The 13,036-nt window shown below is 59.7% G+C and carries 11 protein-coding genes and 1 pseudogene; 10 read left to right on the top strand and 2 right to left on the bottom strand.

Annotated elements, in window-relative coordinates; all coding sequences use genetic code 11:
- Nucleotides 1-183 precede the first annotated feature (183 nt).
- A pseudogene (locus ACTQZK_RS04525) lies at nt 184-336 on the bottom strand (twin-arginine translocase TatA/TatE family subunit); the annotation flags it as partial.
- Nucleotides 337-534: 198 nt separating this feature from the next.
- Here ACTQZK_RS04525 and ACTQZK_RS04520 point away from each other — a divergent pair.
- The 3 genes from ACTQZK_RS04520 (at nt 535) to ACTQZK_RS04510 (ending at nt 2,408) form a co-directional block, all read left to right on the top strand.
- Nucleotides 535-1,161, top strand: a complete 627-nt coding sequence (locus ACTQZK_RS04520) for a TetR/AcrR family transcriptional regulator (protein WP_418830709.1) — start codon at nt 535-537, stop codon at nt 1,159-1,161.
- A 77-nt stretch (nt 1,162-1,238) separates the two neighbouring features.
- Nucleotides 1,239-1,709 (top strand): 5-(carboxyamino)imidazole ribonucleotide mutase, encoded by a 471-nt coding sequence (purE, locus tag ACTQZK_RS04515; RefSeq protein ID WP_114566311.1) that lies wholly within the window; start codon nt 1,239-1,241, stop codon nt 1,707-1,709.
- Nucleotides 1,710-1,721: 12 nt separating this feature from the next.
- Nucleotides 1,722-2,408: a queuosine precursor transporter gene (locus ACTQZK_RS04510; RefSeq protein WP_114566310.1), complete on the top strand. Its 687-nt coding sequence runs from the start codon at nt 1,722-1,724 to the stop codon at nt 2,406-2,408.
- Between the two features lie 48 nt (nt 2,409-2,456).
- Here the strand turns inward: ACTQZK_RS04510 and ACTQZK_RS04505 are convergent, their stop codons facing one another.
- Nucleotides 2,457-2,768: a TFIIB-type zinc ribbon-containing protein gene (locus ACTQZK_RS04505; RefSeq protein WP_418830711.1), complete on the bottom strand. Its 312-nt coding sequence runs from the start codon at nt 2,766-2,768 to the stop codon at nt 2,457-2,459.
- Nucleotides 2,769-3,397: 629 nt separating this feature from the next.
- On the opposite strand from ACTQZK_RS04505, the gene ACTQZK_RS04500 reads away from it, so the two are divergent.
- From ACTQZK_RS04500 to ACTQZK_RS04470, 7 genes are all read left to right on the top strand, one after another.
- Entirely contained in the window at nt 3,398-5,407 is a 2,010-nt protein-coding gene (locus ACTQZK_RS04500) for a thiamine pyrophosphate-dependent enzyme (protein WP_418830713.1), read from the top strand.
- Nucleotides 5,400-5,993, top strand: coding sequence for an indolepyruvate oxidoreductase subunit beta (locus tag ACTQZK_RS04495; protein WP_225749647.1), 594 nt, complete (start codon nt 5,400-5,402; stop codon nt 5,991-5,993). The genes ACTQZK_RS04500 and ACTQZK_RS04495 overlap by 8 nt, the downstream gene beginning before the upstream one ends.
- 192 nt (nt 5,994-6,185) lie before the next feature.
- Nucleotides 6,186-7,421, top strand: coding sequence for a phenylacetate--CoA ligase family protein (locus tag ACTQZK_RS04490; RefSeq protein ID WP_216529287.1), 1,236 nt, complete (start codon nt 6,186-6,188; stop codon nt 7,419-7,421).
- Between the two features lie 295 nt (nt 7,422-7,716).
- Nucleotides 7,717-7,908, top strand: coding sequence for a hypothetical protein (locus ACTQZK_RS04485; protein WP_147269851.1), 192 nt, complete (start codon nt 7,717-7,719; stop codon nt 7,906-7,908).
- Nucleotides 7,909-8,028: 120 nt separating this feature from the next.
- A complete protein-coding gene (locus ACTQZK_RS04480; protein WP_114566304.1) occupies nt 8,029-9,573 on the top strand; it encodes a sodium:solute symporter family protein in 1,545 nt (514 codons plus the stop codon).
- Between the two features lie 558 nt (nt 9,574-10,131).
- Nucleotides 10,132-11,133 carry an ElyC/SanA/YdcF family protein gene (locus tag ACTQZK_RS04475; protein ID WP_441898631.1) on the top strand — a complete coding sequence of 334 codons (1,002 nt, stop codon included), beginning with the start codon at nt 10,132-10,134 and terminating at the stop codon, nt 11,131-11,133.
- A gap of 198 nt (nt 11,134-11,331) precedes the next feature.
- Complete coding sequence (locus ACTQZK_RS04470) at nt 11,332-12,987, top strand: Na+/H+ antiporter NhaC family protein (RefSeq protein WP_216529290.1); 1,656 nt, start codon at nt 11,332-11,334, stop codon at nt 12,985-12,987.
- Nucleotides 12,988-13,036 lie beyond the last annotated feature (49 nt).

The raw sequence follows: 13,036 nt of genomic DNA, 5'->3' as shown, positions 1-13,036 counted from the left end.
TTTCGTGTCTGAACTTTCGTCTGCCTCTGATCGGGCGTGCGGTGCTGGAGGGTTGCGAGTTTTCGCTCGCACACCGTCTTTATCGGCCCTTATATACGAAAACGCCCCGGTGATCGAGACGTTTTCGGGGGCATGAAACGCATGCGGTTAAGAGCGGCGCTACGCTCCTTGCTTGGCGCTCGGCTCCATGTCGTCGTCTTCGACGCGACCGCGCAACTTCTTCACGCCTCGGCCGAGCATGGCCCCCAGCTTCGGCAGATTTTTCGGACCGAAGATAAGCAGGACGGCTACCAGAATCAAAACAAGTTCAGGCATTCCCATGCCGAATATCCTCATACTGCACTCCTTCTTGAGCAAGTTTCCGTGCCTAGCGGTTCTCTGCGTGCGCGTTTGCGCGGTTGCGTGTATTTGACTTGCATTATAGCAACATTAAATTTATAGTCACTACAATTTTATAGGTAAACAATAATATTGCTGCAAGGTTCAGCACAGCTTCGTATAATTCGAATCGATATTGCAAACGAAGGGTTGACTATGTCTAACGATGCGGCTCCGCGCGGCTTGCGCGAGCGAAAGCGCCGTGCAACGCGCGCGGCTATCGAGCGCGCAGCTATCACGTTGGTGCAAGAGCGAGGGTACGACAATATAACGGTTGCGCAGATTTCCGAACGCGCCCAGGTGTCTCAAGGCACGTTCTTCAATTATTTTCCTACGAAAGATGCTGCAATCGTGGGCATCGGCACGTACAACCTTGATCCCGATGCGGTTCATGCGGCGTTCGACCGCCTGATGCCCGCTACCATGTTCACCGCCACGCTGACGTTGTTCTTGCAGGTGGTTGAGTCGTTCGACTGGGAAAGCGACGTATCGTCGCTTCGCGTTGCGTTGGTGAAAGACACCCCGTCGCTTATGAAGATGTTCTTGGACAACGCGTTTGAATTCGTAGCCGATTTCAGGACGCTTGTAGCTTCGTATCTGGACGAACGCCCGCAATTGCGCACGTGCCCCGAGCTTCTGTCGTCTTCTGAAGAGGCGGGCATCGTGGTTTCCGAGGCGTTGGAGGCGGCGAAGTTCGCGTTGTCTCGCGCGGCGCGAAACCCGTCCGAAGGGCTTATGTCGGCAGAGGACGTGGAGGAGGTCGTTCGCCGCATCGTCGGATGATACACTTGCAGCGAACGAAAACAGACGCATCGCGCGCGGGATCCGCGCCGCGGAGCGAACGAGGAGAAGGAGCAGTCATGTCCTGCGAACCGAACACCCCGCTTGTGGGCATTATCATGGGATCCGAAAGCGACATGCCGGCCATGGAGCCGTGCATGAAGCAGCTTGACGAGTTCGGCATTCCGTACGAGGTCAAAGTTGCCAGCGCGCATCGCAAGCCGGCGGACGTGCACGACTGGGCGTCTACTGCGCACGAGCGCGGCATCCGCGTGATTGTGGCTGCGGCCGGCAAGGCGGCGCATTTGGGCGGCGTGGTGGCGGCTTACACGCCGAACCCGGTCATCACCGTTCCCATGAAGACCAGCGACCTAGGCGGATTGGACTCCCTTCTTTCCATGGTGCAGATGCCTTCCGGCGTTCCCGTAGCGTGCGTTGCTATCAACGGCGCGAAGAACGCCGCTATCTTGGCTGTTCAAATGCTGGGCACGGGCTGCGACGACGCGCGTCAGAAGATCATCGACTTCAAGCAGGGCATGGCCGAAGCATAGGAGCAGGCGAACGTGACCGAGCATCAGGGGGATGGCGCCGCTCTTGTCTGCCCGGCAAGAGACGGCGCCCCGGCCGTTTCGGCGGAAGGCTTGCGCGTGTACGGAGTGTTCACGGCGCTGTTTTGCGGTACGTTGGTTATATCGAACGTACTGGCCGCAAAAGCTCTTGATCTGGGGCTTTTTACGCTTCCAGCATCTATTTTGACGTTCCCCGTGGTGTATATAATCAATGACGTGCTGTCCGACGTGTTCGGATTCAAGCGCATGCGCTCGGCTATTTTGCTGGGATTCGCATTGGCGGCGCTGGCGGCGCTGGCGTTTCATGTTGCCATCGCGCTTCCGGGCCTTGATCCGAGCGTCGACAGCGCCTTCGCTATTACGCTGGGCAGCTCGTGGCGCATTCTTTTAGGCTCGCTTGCCGCTTATTTGCTGGGGAGTTTGCTCAACTCGTACGTGATGGCGTCCTTGAAGCGGCGCTTCGACAAGCACCTGTTCTTTCGTTGCGTTTCGTCGACCCTTTTAGGGGAAACGGTGGACTCCCTTGTGTTTATTACCATCGCGTTCGCCGGAACGTTTTCGCCGGAGGTCGTCATTGCCATGGTCGCTTCGCAAGTGCTGTTCAAGGTGCTGTACGAAGTTGTTCTGTATCCCGTAACGAAACTGGTGATCGTGAGGGTTCGAGCGCGTGTGGCCGCCTAACGACGTATTGCGGTAGTCTTCGGACGGCCACGCGACGCACGAAGCTGGCTAGTCGCCGAAATCGAAGAGGTCGCCCAGGAAATCCCCGCGCTTTTTCTTCTTTCCCTTTTTGTAATAGTCGTCACGGTATTTGTCCTCATAGCGGCGATCGTCGTAACGGCGCTCGTCGTAGCGCTCGGGCGCGCTTGCATACGATGCGCTCGGCGCGGCAGCGGGGGCCGCCAGGGACGTTGAGCGATCGATGATCTTGTCAAGCTCGCCGCGGTCGAGCCATACGCCGCGACATTGCGGGCAGTAATCGATCTCGATGCCTTGGCGCTCGCTCATGATCAGGTCGACATTGCAGAGGGGGCATTTCATAGGAACCTCCTGCTCTCGGGGATGCAAAACGATGCGCCTCCATTTTGAGCGCAAACGCGCCTTAGGTAAAGTTCTTTGCTTTTATATCAGAAACGACATAAGAATTTCTTGCCTGCATAGAGGGGGTTCGAGGATGAACTGCGCGGATGCGAACGGGGCCCATGTCAAAGAAATCAAGCTTCGAAGAGCAATTCCGATCGGCGTATTCGTAAAAATGCCCGCCGCGTTCCAGGATAAGGCCAATGCGCGGTTTTATGGTTTTGTAGGCGACGATCGGTGTCGCAGGTCCCCGCTCGCGTCCGCATTTTCAGGGGCCGCCGATCAACCCGATGCCGATGTTTGCTCGGCGGGGCGGTTTTGCTCGGAATGCTCACGGCCCGGTTGCGCTTTCTTCGCTGCGCGTCTCTCGTTGCATATCGACTGCCGTTCGACAACGGGCAAAGCGCACCTCTTGTTCGAGGTCGCGCGGCACTTCCTGTGGAGAAGGCTCTCCTGCGACCGATGTGCAGCGGCTCCGTCGAAAATCCTAGCGAAGGGTTTGCTATCATGGGAACGGAAATGTTTCACGTGAAACACTCGTTCGTGTGCAGGTCCTTCACGAACCGCGAAAAGCGAGACAGGCGAGACGTATGACGAAGCAATTGTTGATGGGGAACGAAGCGTTCGCGCACGCGGCGCTTGAGTCGGGCGTGCGTGTGGTGGCGGGATATCCCGGCACTCCGTCTTCCGAGGTTATCGAGACGATAGCGAAACTGCACGGCGCAGGCAGCGCGCGCGACGTCCATGTGGAGTGGTCGACGAACGAGAAGAGCGCGCTTGAAGTGGTGGCCGGTGCTGCCTACTGCGGCGCACGTACGCTGTTCACCTGTAAGCAGGTGGGTCTTAACGTTGCGAGCGATCCGCTGATGAGCCTGAACTACGTGGGCGTGAAGGGCGGTACCGTGCTGTTTGTGGCCGACGATCCCGGCCCCATATCGTCTCAAACCGAGCAGGACACGCGCCGCTTCGCCTCGTTCGCGAAGATTCCCGTTCTTGATCCGGCTACTCCCGACCAGGGGTTTGCCATGATGCAGGCCGCCTTCGACCTGTCCGAGCGCTACGCTACGCCCGTTATCGTGCGGCCTACCACGCGCATTTGCCACGCATCCACGTTCTTCGAGGTTGCCGAGACGACGGTTGCCCGTCCGGTGCCGGAAGAGGGCTTCGAGCGCGATCCGAAGTGGGTCATCTTCCCGCGCCGCGCATACGAAGCGCACGGCGAGATAAACGAGCGCTTGCGGTCCATCGCCGGCGATTATGCGAACGATCCGGTTCTGTCGGCGTTCAACCCGATTGAAGAAGGCGGCGCCGCGCACCCTGCTGCCGCGGAAGACGCGTCGCAGGAAGCTTCCGTTCCCCGCTTGGGCATTGTGGCGGGCGGCGTTTCAGCTGCTTACGCGCGGGAAGCCTTGCGCATGATCGAGGAGCGTGCGGCGCTTGAGGGCTTCGAGATCCCGGCCTATCGTTTTTGGCAGGTGGGAACCCCGTATCCCTTCCCCGAGGAAACCGCCGAACGCTTCGCGCAGGGGCTTGACCAGGTGCTCGTGCTTGAAGAACTCGACCACGTGCTGGAAGACGCTTTGCTGGTCTTTGCGGGACGCACGCATGCGTCGTTCGACGTGAAGGGCAAGCTTACCGGTGACGCGCGCGACCGCGGCGAGAACGACGTGGACGATGCCGTCGTCAGAATCGCCCGCTTCCTGGGCCTTTCCGACGGGCGCTCCGCCGCCCAGCCGCCCGTGTACGAGTCCGCTGACGCTCCGCTGCCGGTCCGCCCGCCCGTTTTGTGCGCAGGCTGCCCTCATCGCGGCAGCTTCTACGCCATTAAACGCGCTTTGGGCCGTACGCCTGCCGTCCTGTGCGGAGACATCGGCTGCTACACGCTGGGCAACGCCCAACCGCTCGATGCGGTCGACACGTGCTTGTGCATGGGCGCGGGTATCACGATGGCGCAAGGATTTGCCGTGGCCGAGCCGCAGAAGAAAACGCTCGCGTTCGTGGGCGACTCGACGTTTTTCGCAAGCGGTCTTCCGGGCATTGTGAACGCGGTGTACAACGGCCACGACATCACGGTGTGCGTGCTGGATAACGCGACCACTGCCATGACCGGTTCTCAGCCGCATCCGGGCACCGGCGTGACGCTGATGGGAGATACGCGCACCCCTATTTCTATCGAGCGCGTTCTGGAGGCCGTGGGCTTCGAATGCATCGTCCATGCTGATCCGCTGAACTTCGACGAATCCACGAAGGCCGCTCAGAAGGCCGTCTCGTTCGAGGGCCCCTCCGCCATCCTGTTCGAATCTCCTTGCATTCAGCTGGTGAAGCCGAATCCTCCGGCGGTGATCGACCAGGATCTGTGCACGGGCTGTAAAAAGTGCATCACGGAAATTGGCTGCCCGGGTATAGGGTTCAACGTTGATGCGCGCGGGCCAAAGAGCAAAGAGCGCGGTCAGGCGTTCGTTGACGAAAGCCTATGCAACGGATGCACCCTGTGCACCCAGGTGTGCCCGTTCGATGCGATCACGATGTCGGACGCGAATGCGTCGTTGGCGGACAAACCCCTTAACGGCTCTGCGATGGAAGGAGGCTCCCATGCGTAATGTGCTGCTTGCGGGCGTCGGCGGCCAGGGAACCGTGCTGGCTGCGAAGGTTCTGGCTCAAGCGGCCCAGGACAAGGGTTGGCATGTTCGCACTGCCGAGACTATCGGCATGGCGCAGCGCGGCGGGAACGTGGTGTCTCACGTGCGCATGGGCGATCAGGGCGAAGAGGTGTTCGCGCCATTGGTTGCACAGGGCACGGCCGATCTGGTGATTGCATTCGAGCCCGCCGAGGCGGCGCGCGTTCTTCCGTATCTTTCTTCCGACGGGGTGATGGTTACTGCGGTTACGGCCATCCAGCCGGTGACTGCGGCGCTGGGCAAGCATCCTTACCGCGCCGACGACGTTGTGGACGGCATCGCTCGATCTTTGGCTGGGACGCAAGCTCGACTGATTGCCATAGACGACGCCGCGTTGACGGAGGCGGCCGGCGGCCGCAAGGTGCTCAACACGCTGCTGCTGGCTAGTGCGTTGAACACGAACTGCATCCCGATCAGCCTGGACGACTTGCGCCGCGCGGTCCGCGCGTGCGTGAAGCCGCGCTTCGTGGACCTCAACCTTGCTGCCATCGATGTGGCGGCAAGGTAGGCTCGTCCTTTTCAAAGTGCTTTGCATTGTTCGATTGTTCGCCTAGAATGGAACGCATGGAATTCGTATTCAACAATATGCCTTGTATAGCCGTGGGTCCGGCTGGTCGATGGCTTTAGCTTCAAGTCTCGCTCTGTGCAGGCTTGAAGCATCTATGAATCGAACATTCCGGTTGAGAGAAAAGGACCCCTCATGCAGATGACTGCCGATCAGCTTTCCCTTATCAAAAAGCAATTCGAAACGCTGAAAAACCGTTCCGCCTTCTATCGATCCAAGTTCGAGGGCATCGACTTGTCCGATGTGCAGACTCAGCAAGATTTCGAGAAGCTGCCCTTCTCCGAAAAAGACGACCTGCGCAACGCGTATCCTTTGGGACTGCAAGCCGTTCCCGACGAAGAGATCGTGCGCATACACAGCTCCAGCGGAACCACGGGCACGCCCGTGATCGTTCCCTATACGCAGCAGGACGTTGTCGACTGGGCCGTGCAGTTTGCGCGCTGCTACGAAACCGCAGGGATCACCAATAAGGATCGCATCCACATCACGCCTGGTTACGGCTTGTGGACGGCGGGCATCGGGTTCCAGCTGGGTGCCGAACGACTGGGCGCGATGGCTATTCCCATGGGGCCGGGCAACACGGAAAAGCAGCTGAAGATGATGCAGGATCTTAAATCGACCGTGCTGTGCGCAACCAGCTCGTACGCGCTGCTGCTGGCCGAAGAGATTGCCGAGCGCGGCCTGCGCGACAAGATCTGCCTGCGCAAGGGCGTTATCGGCAGCGAACGCTGGGGCGACAAGATGCGCCAGCGCATTTCGGGCGAGTTGGGCGTGGAGATCTTCGACATCTACGGACTGACGGAGGTGTACGGCCCCGGCATCGGTATTTCGTGCAGCGAGCACAACGGTATGCACGTGTGGGCCGACTACGTGTATATCGAAGTGGTCGACCCCGTTACGGGAGCGCCCGTGCCCGACGGCGAGGTGGGCGAGCTGGTGCTGACCACGTTGCGCAAGCAGGGCGCGCCGCTCATTCGCTACCGCACGCACGACCTGACGCGCATCATCCCCGGCGACTGCGCCTGCGGGCTGGCGCATCCGCGCATCGACACGCTGACGGGCCGCACCGACGACATGTTCAAGGTGAAGGGCTGCAACATTTTCCCGGCTCAGGTTGAAGAGGTCATCTCGATAACCGACGGGGCTTCCAGCGAGTACCAGGTGATGATCGAGAACATCAGCGGCAAAGACGTGCTGACCGTTCTGTTCGAGACCGCGTTGCAGAACGAGGCAAAGGAGCGCGCCGAGCAGGAACTCGCCATGATCTTCAAGGCGAAATGCGGTTGCACTCCTGACGCCAAGGGCGTTCCCATGGGTGAGCTTCCGCGCAGCGAAAAGAAGACCAAGCGCATCTTCGACAGCCGATACTAAATGCGCTTTAGCGTGAGGCTTGCGCGGATGATACGTTGATGGTGCTCCTCCCCGTGCGCTGAGCAGGCGTGCGGGGAGGTTTTTGCTTTGGCGCGACGGATTGTCGACGCCTTTGTCTTGCGCGCTGCGCGTGAAGAAGGCGGGTTCGTTGCCTGTCGACTGCGGCTTGCGGTTCGCGGTTCGTCACCTGTGGCCTAGGGCTTGCGGTCCACGGCTTGCGTCTGCGCGAAGAAGCGCATGGCTCGTTCGCGGTATTTTGCCGCCTGTTGGCGCTGCGCTATGGTAAAGTGTCCCCATGCATTCTGCAAAGGGACATATCGTTGTTGACGAACGCTGGCGTTTGGAGCTGGCTCTCGCGGCGGCGTGCCGGGCTTTCGCCCCTCGGTCCTCAGAAATTCTCGCACCGCTCGACTTGGGCTCGAAGCCCTGCGCGCTCGACGCCGCCGAGCCTCATTACGTTTCCTATTATTCCTATCGATACCTCTAGCACACGGGGTTCTGCTGGCGCGTCGTCGTACCTCGACGCATCCGTTGGAAATTCGTGTGCGCCTTCAAGCTCTTGAACGGGCTTTTTTGTTGCAGGCATTCAACGTAAGGAATAATCCGCATGATCGAGAAAATTTGCATGGTGCTCATATTTGTCGGAGTGGCGATAGGCGTGGGCATTTACTGCAGACGACACACCACCAGCGTTGACGGGTTCGTGCTGGGAGGTCGCTCCGTAGGACCGTGGCTTTCAGCATTCGCGTTCGGCACAAGCTACTTTTCCGCGGTGATCTTCGTGGGGTATGCGGGACAGTTCGGTTGGAAATACGGTCTTGCTGCCACGTGGATTGGCATCGGCAATGCTATTTTGGGAAGCTTGCTTGCCTGGTGGGTGCTTGGCCCGCGTACGCGCGAGGTCACGCATCGCTTGAAGGCGGCCACGATGCCCGAGTTTTTCGGAGCGCGCTACCATTCGAAAGGCTTGCGCATCGCTGCCGCTGCCATCATCTTCGTGTTCCTGATTCCGTACACCGCGAGCGTGTACAACGGGCTGTCGCGTTTGTTCGGCATGGCGTTCGGTTTGCCGTACGAGGTATGCGTTATCGGAATGGCGGTCATCACCTGCATATACGTGGTGCTGGGCGGATATATGGCCACCGTCGTGAACGATTTTATCCAGGGTATCGTCATGCTGCTGGGAATTGTTGCCGTCATTGCCGCCGTGCTGTCTAACAACGGCGGGTTTACCGAGGCCATTAACCAGCTTTCGCTTATTCCGGCAGAGGGCTCTCAGATGGCCGGCCCGTTTGTGAGCTTCTTCGGTCCGAACCTTCCCGACCTGATCGGCGTTATCGTGCTGACCAGCCTGGGTACCTGGGGTTTACCCCAGATGGTCCAGAAGTTCTACGCTATAAAAAGCGGTCCCGCCGTCAAGCAGGGCGCTATCATCTCGACCGTGTTCGCCATGGTCGTTGCCGGAGGAAGCTACTTTTTGGGAGGTTTCGGGCGCCTGTACGGCGACCAGGTGGAAATGACCGCTGCGGGAACGCCGGTGTACGACTCCATTATGCCCACCATGTTGTCCACGCTGCCTGACCTGCTGATTGGCATCGTGATCGTGCTGGTGCTGAGCGCGTCTATGTCTACGCTTTCCTCGCTGGTCCTGACGTCGTCTTCCACGTTGACGCTTGACTTGATCAAGGGAAACATCGTGAAGAAGATGCCCGAGCAGATGCAGCTGTTCTACATGCGCGTGCTGCTGGTGGTGTTCATCGTGATCTCTGCGGTGATTGCGCTTGTGCAGTACAACTCGTCCATTACGTTCATTGCGCAGCTCATGTCCATTTCGTGGGGCGCGCTCGCCGGCGCCTTCCTGGGACCGTTCTTCTGGGGGCTGTACTCCAAGCGTATTTCGCGCTCTGCCGTATGGGTTAGCTTTATCGTGGGCGTGGGTCTGACTACCGGAAACATGATCGCGGGTTTCTTCGGCGCTCCGTTGATCGCTTCTCCCATCAACTGCGGCGCTATCGCCATGGTGCTTTCTTTGGTGCTGGTTCCCCTGGTCAGCCTGTTCACCAAGTCCGTTCCTTTCGACATCGACCCGCCGAGCGTTCAGGGAGCCATCGATCGCGAGTACGTTCAAGAGTTGGAAGCCGAAGCAAAGTAGCAGCGGCTTGCGCTTGCGTGCCGAGGGTCCGGGCTTGAGGGGCTCTTGGCACGCGGGTTTGCGTTCTTCAGGCTGGGGCGGGGGTGGGGCTGGGGCCGAGGCGTGGGGCCGGCGGCCGGGTTGTTGCTGCCGGGATTTGAGGCGCGGCGGCAAGTTTTGTCAAAACGAACGAGTTTTGCGGCGGTTTTGCTTCCCTCGAAGCAAGTTCTCGCACATGCGATTTTTATCGTACCAGGTCATACGCGTGTGGCATCCCTTTATCCTTGATCGAGGACCAGCAAAACTCGTTCGTTTTGACAGAACGGCCCTGCGCCCGGCCGCCCGCCCCGCGTCCTGGCGGCCGGCCCCGCATCCCGGCGCCCGCCCCAGCCGCCGGCCCTGCGCCCGGCCACCCGAACCGGCTGCGGGCCCTTTGCCCCAGCCGCCGGCCCTGCGTCCGAACGCTCGCCCCTCTTCGGCGGTTTGCTCAAAAGGCGCGTTCTTTGCAACAGATTAGCGACAAAGAAATGTCAGGCGATATACTAGGGAAAAGACCTCCGCGATTATCAAAGGTTTCTCATGTTCCTTTCGCTGCTGTTCACGTACTTGCCGGCTCTTGTTTTCGGGTTTCTGTTCGTGCGGAATTACCGTAAAGAGCCTCGTCAGTTCCGCAACGCCATGTACTTCTTGCTGTTGTGCCTGTTCGCTTTCTGGGGGATGTCCATACAGTTCAACATGCCATGGTTGTTCGGCTTGGGAATTCTGGCCATTCCCTTCGGCACGATTGCTCTGGTTGTGTTCTTGCTGGCGAATGCCGTTGTCGTGATCAGGCGCGAGGGATTTTCGCTTTCGCATGCACTGCCTGGGTTGATGGCTTTAGCCATTGTGGCGGTGTGCCTGGCCGGTCCGTTGCTGGTTCTTTGGCAGGCTCCAGGCCCGGTGCTGACCCTGTACCTCCTTGTTTTGATGGAAGGCTCGTACGTCGCGTTCACCTTCTTCGCGCTGCTTTTGTATTCGTGGCTGTATCGTCGCTTGCCGAAGCGTCGCGACTACGACTACATTGTGGTGCACGGCGCCGGTTTGTCGGGCACCGAGCCTACTCCGCTGCTTGCAGGGCGCTTGGACAAGGGCGTGGAGCTGTGGAAGGCTGGCGGCTGTCGCGCGCTGATGCTGGCATCCGGCGGAAAAGGCCCTGACGAGCAGGTTTCGGAAGCTCAAGCCATGCGGACGTATTTGGTCGATCGTTGCGGCGTGCCCGCCGATGCGGTTCTTATGGAGGACCGGTCTTCAGCCACGATGGAAAACCTGCGCAACAGCAAGGCGATCATGGACGCTCGGTCGGGCGAGGACAGCTACCGTGCAGTTGTGGTGACAAGCGACTACCACGTGTTCCGAGCTGCCGAGTACGCGCATAAGATTGGTCTTGCCGCCGAAGGCGTGGGGAGCACGACCGCCCGGTACTTCTGGCCGACGGCGTTCATACGGGAGTTCGTGGCGGTTAGCAACGAGCATCGCTGGCCGTTCGCGGTCATCTTCGTGCTGTGGACCATTCCGATCGTGCTGAGCTTTGCGACGCGGTAAAACCTTGCGCCGAACATCCCCAAGAATGTAACGCTCGCCTGGTGATACCGCTATTTTGCGGCTTAAACATCCGCGTTTTCCTTCGCGTTCGAGCGAGGTTCGGTATACTAGTGACCATTATTGTGCAGCCGCGCGTGTGCGTTCGAAGGGAACCGGCACGCCCGACCGCACGGTTGTCATATCGACGAAGGGGATTGTATGGAAGGTTTTGACCTGATCAGTGCGGGGGTGTGGTCCATCGTTCCGCCGATTTTGGCGCTCGGATTGGCCCTTATCACGAAGGAGGTGTACTCGTCGCTTGCTATCGGCGTGTTCACGGGTATGGTTATTTACCAGTTCACGCTGAACGGTGCCGGGTTCGAGCAGTTGGTGGACTCGTTCACCATGGTTCCGCAGATGATGGCGGAACAGATAGCGGGCAACGGGGCGTTGCTGTTGTTCTTGGCGCTCTTAGGCGCGCTTGTGGTGGTCATTGCCGCGGCTGGCGGCTCCCGTGCGTACGCCGAGTGGGTTTCCACGCACATCAAGAACGCGAAAATGGCGCAGGTTTTGACCGCGCTTCTGGGCATCATCATTTTCGTGGACGACTATTTCAACTGCCTGACGGTGGGCGCGGTCATGCGCCCCGTTACCGACCGCTTCAACATCAGCCGTGAGAAGCTGGCGTGGATCATCGACTCCACCGCCGCTCCCATCTGCATCATCGCGCCGGTGTCGTCGTGGGCCGTTGCCGTGGGCGGCTACTTGGGCGAAGGCGGGTTCACCACGTTCGTCCAGTCCATCCCGTACAACTTCTATGCGCTTCTGACCATCGTGTTCGTATTCTTCATGTGCTTCTCCAATCGCGACTTCGGTCCCATGCGCCAAGCAGAGGCCGATGCTCATAAGTCGGCCGACCAGCAGCAGCGCATCCCTTCGCCCGACAGCGCGCTTGAGGCCGTGTCCACGGCTCGCCTTGACGGCACCGCCGAAGGCGACCCGCTGCCGGCCAAGATCGAGACGATCGTTGCCGAGCGAGACGAGCTTGAAGATGCTGCGAAAGCGGCCGTCGAAGAGTTCAAGGGCATGACCATCTCCGACAAGGGGCGCGTGTTCGACCTGATCGTGCCGATCATCGTGTTGATCGTGTTCTCTATTCTGGGCATGCTGTACGCAGGCGGCTTCTTCCAGGGCGTCGACTTCTCCACTGCCGTGGGCGAGAACCCGGTGTTCGGCCTGTGCATTGGCGTGTGCGTGGCGCTGGTCGTGTCGGCCGGAATGTTCTTGCCCCGCAAGCTCATGACGCTTTCGGGCTACATGGAGGGCATTTCGGAAGGCGTTCGCTCGATGGTGGGCGCCATCATGATCCTGGTGCTGGCATGGAGCTTGGGCGGTACCTGCCGTTACCTGCTGGGCACGGGAGAGTTTGTCAGCGGCTTCCTGAACAGCATCGGCGTTGGCTTGGAGCTTCTGCCCGCCGTGATCTTCCTGGTTGCTGCTTTCATCGGCTTCGCTATGGGCACGTCGTGGGGTACTATCGCGCTTATTCTGCCTATCGTTATCGGCGTGTTCCCGGTTGAAGGCCCCTTGTTCCTGGTTGCCGTCGGCGCCACGCTGGGTGGTGCGGTGTACGGCGACCACGTGTCCCCCATTTCGGACACCACTATCTTGTCGTCGGCGGGCGCGCAGTGCAACCACCTGCGCCACGTTGCCACGCAGCTGCCGTACGCCTCCGTGGTTGCGGTTATCTGCTTCGCGGGCTACGTGGTTGCCGGCTTCACGGGCAATCCGTGGATTTCCCTTGCGGGCGGCGCTGTGGTTATGGTGCTGGCCGTGCTGGTGCTCAACCGTTCGAAGTACGGGGCAGCCAAGTAGTTTTGAGCTCGAAGGAAACAAGGGGAGGGCGCGGGATTCGTTCCGCGCC

The sequence above is a fragment of the Paraeggerthella sp. LCP19S3_G8 genome, from assembly GCF_052119225.1.
Taxonomy (GTDB): Bacteria; Actinomycetota; Coriobacteriia; order Coriobacteriales; family Eggerthellaceae; genus Paraeggerthella; species Paraeggerthella hominis.
The sequence above is the reverse complement of the archived record's forward strand: the minus strand, read 5'-3'. Positions and strand labels throughout refer to the sequence as shown.

Bases quoted from the DNA above. Each gene is read 5' to 3' on its own strand.
- ACTQZK_RS04495 (WP_225749647.1), top strand. From the start codon at position 5,400: ATGCGTAATGTGCTGCTTGCGGGCGTCGGCGGCCAGGGAACCGTGCTG.
- ACTQZK_RS04505 (WP_418830711.1), bottom strand. From the start codon at position 2,768: ATGAAATGCCCCCTCTGCAATGTCGACCTGATCATGAGCGAGCGCCAA.
- ACTQZK_RS04485 (WP_147269851.1), top strand. From the start codon at position 7,717: ATGCATTCTGCAAAGGGACATATCGTTGTTGACGAACGCTGGCGTTTG.
- ACTQZK_RS04475 (WP_441898631.1), top strand. From the start codon at position 10,132: ATGTTCCTTTCGCTGCTGTTCACGTACTTGCCGGCTCTTGTTTTCGGG.
- ACTQZK_RS04490 (WP_216529287.1), top strand. From the start codon at position 6,186: ATGCAGATGACTGCCGATCAGCTTTCCCTTATCAAAAAGCAATTCGAA.
- ACTQZK_RS04500 (WP_418830713.1), top strand. From the start codon at position 3,398: ATGACGAAGCAATTGTTGATGGGGAACGAAGCGTTCGCGCACGCGGCG.
- ACTQZK_RS04480 (WP_114566304.1), top strand. From the start codon at position 8,029: ATGATCGAGAAAATTTGCATGGTGCTCATATTTGTCGGAGTGGCGATA.
- purE (WP_114566311.1), top strand. From the start codon at position 1,239: ATGTCCTGCGAACCGAACACCCCGCTTGTGGGCATTATCATGGGATCC.
- ACTQZK_RS04520 (WP_418830709.1), top strand. From the start codon at position 535: ATGTCTAACGATGCGGCTCCGCGCGGCTTGCGCGAGCGAAAGCGCCGT.
- ACTQZK_RS04470 (WP_216529290.1), top strand. From the start codon at position 11,332: ATGGAAGGTTTTGACCTGATCAGTGCGGGGGTGTGGTCCATCGTTCCG.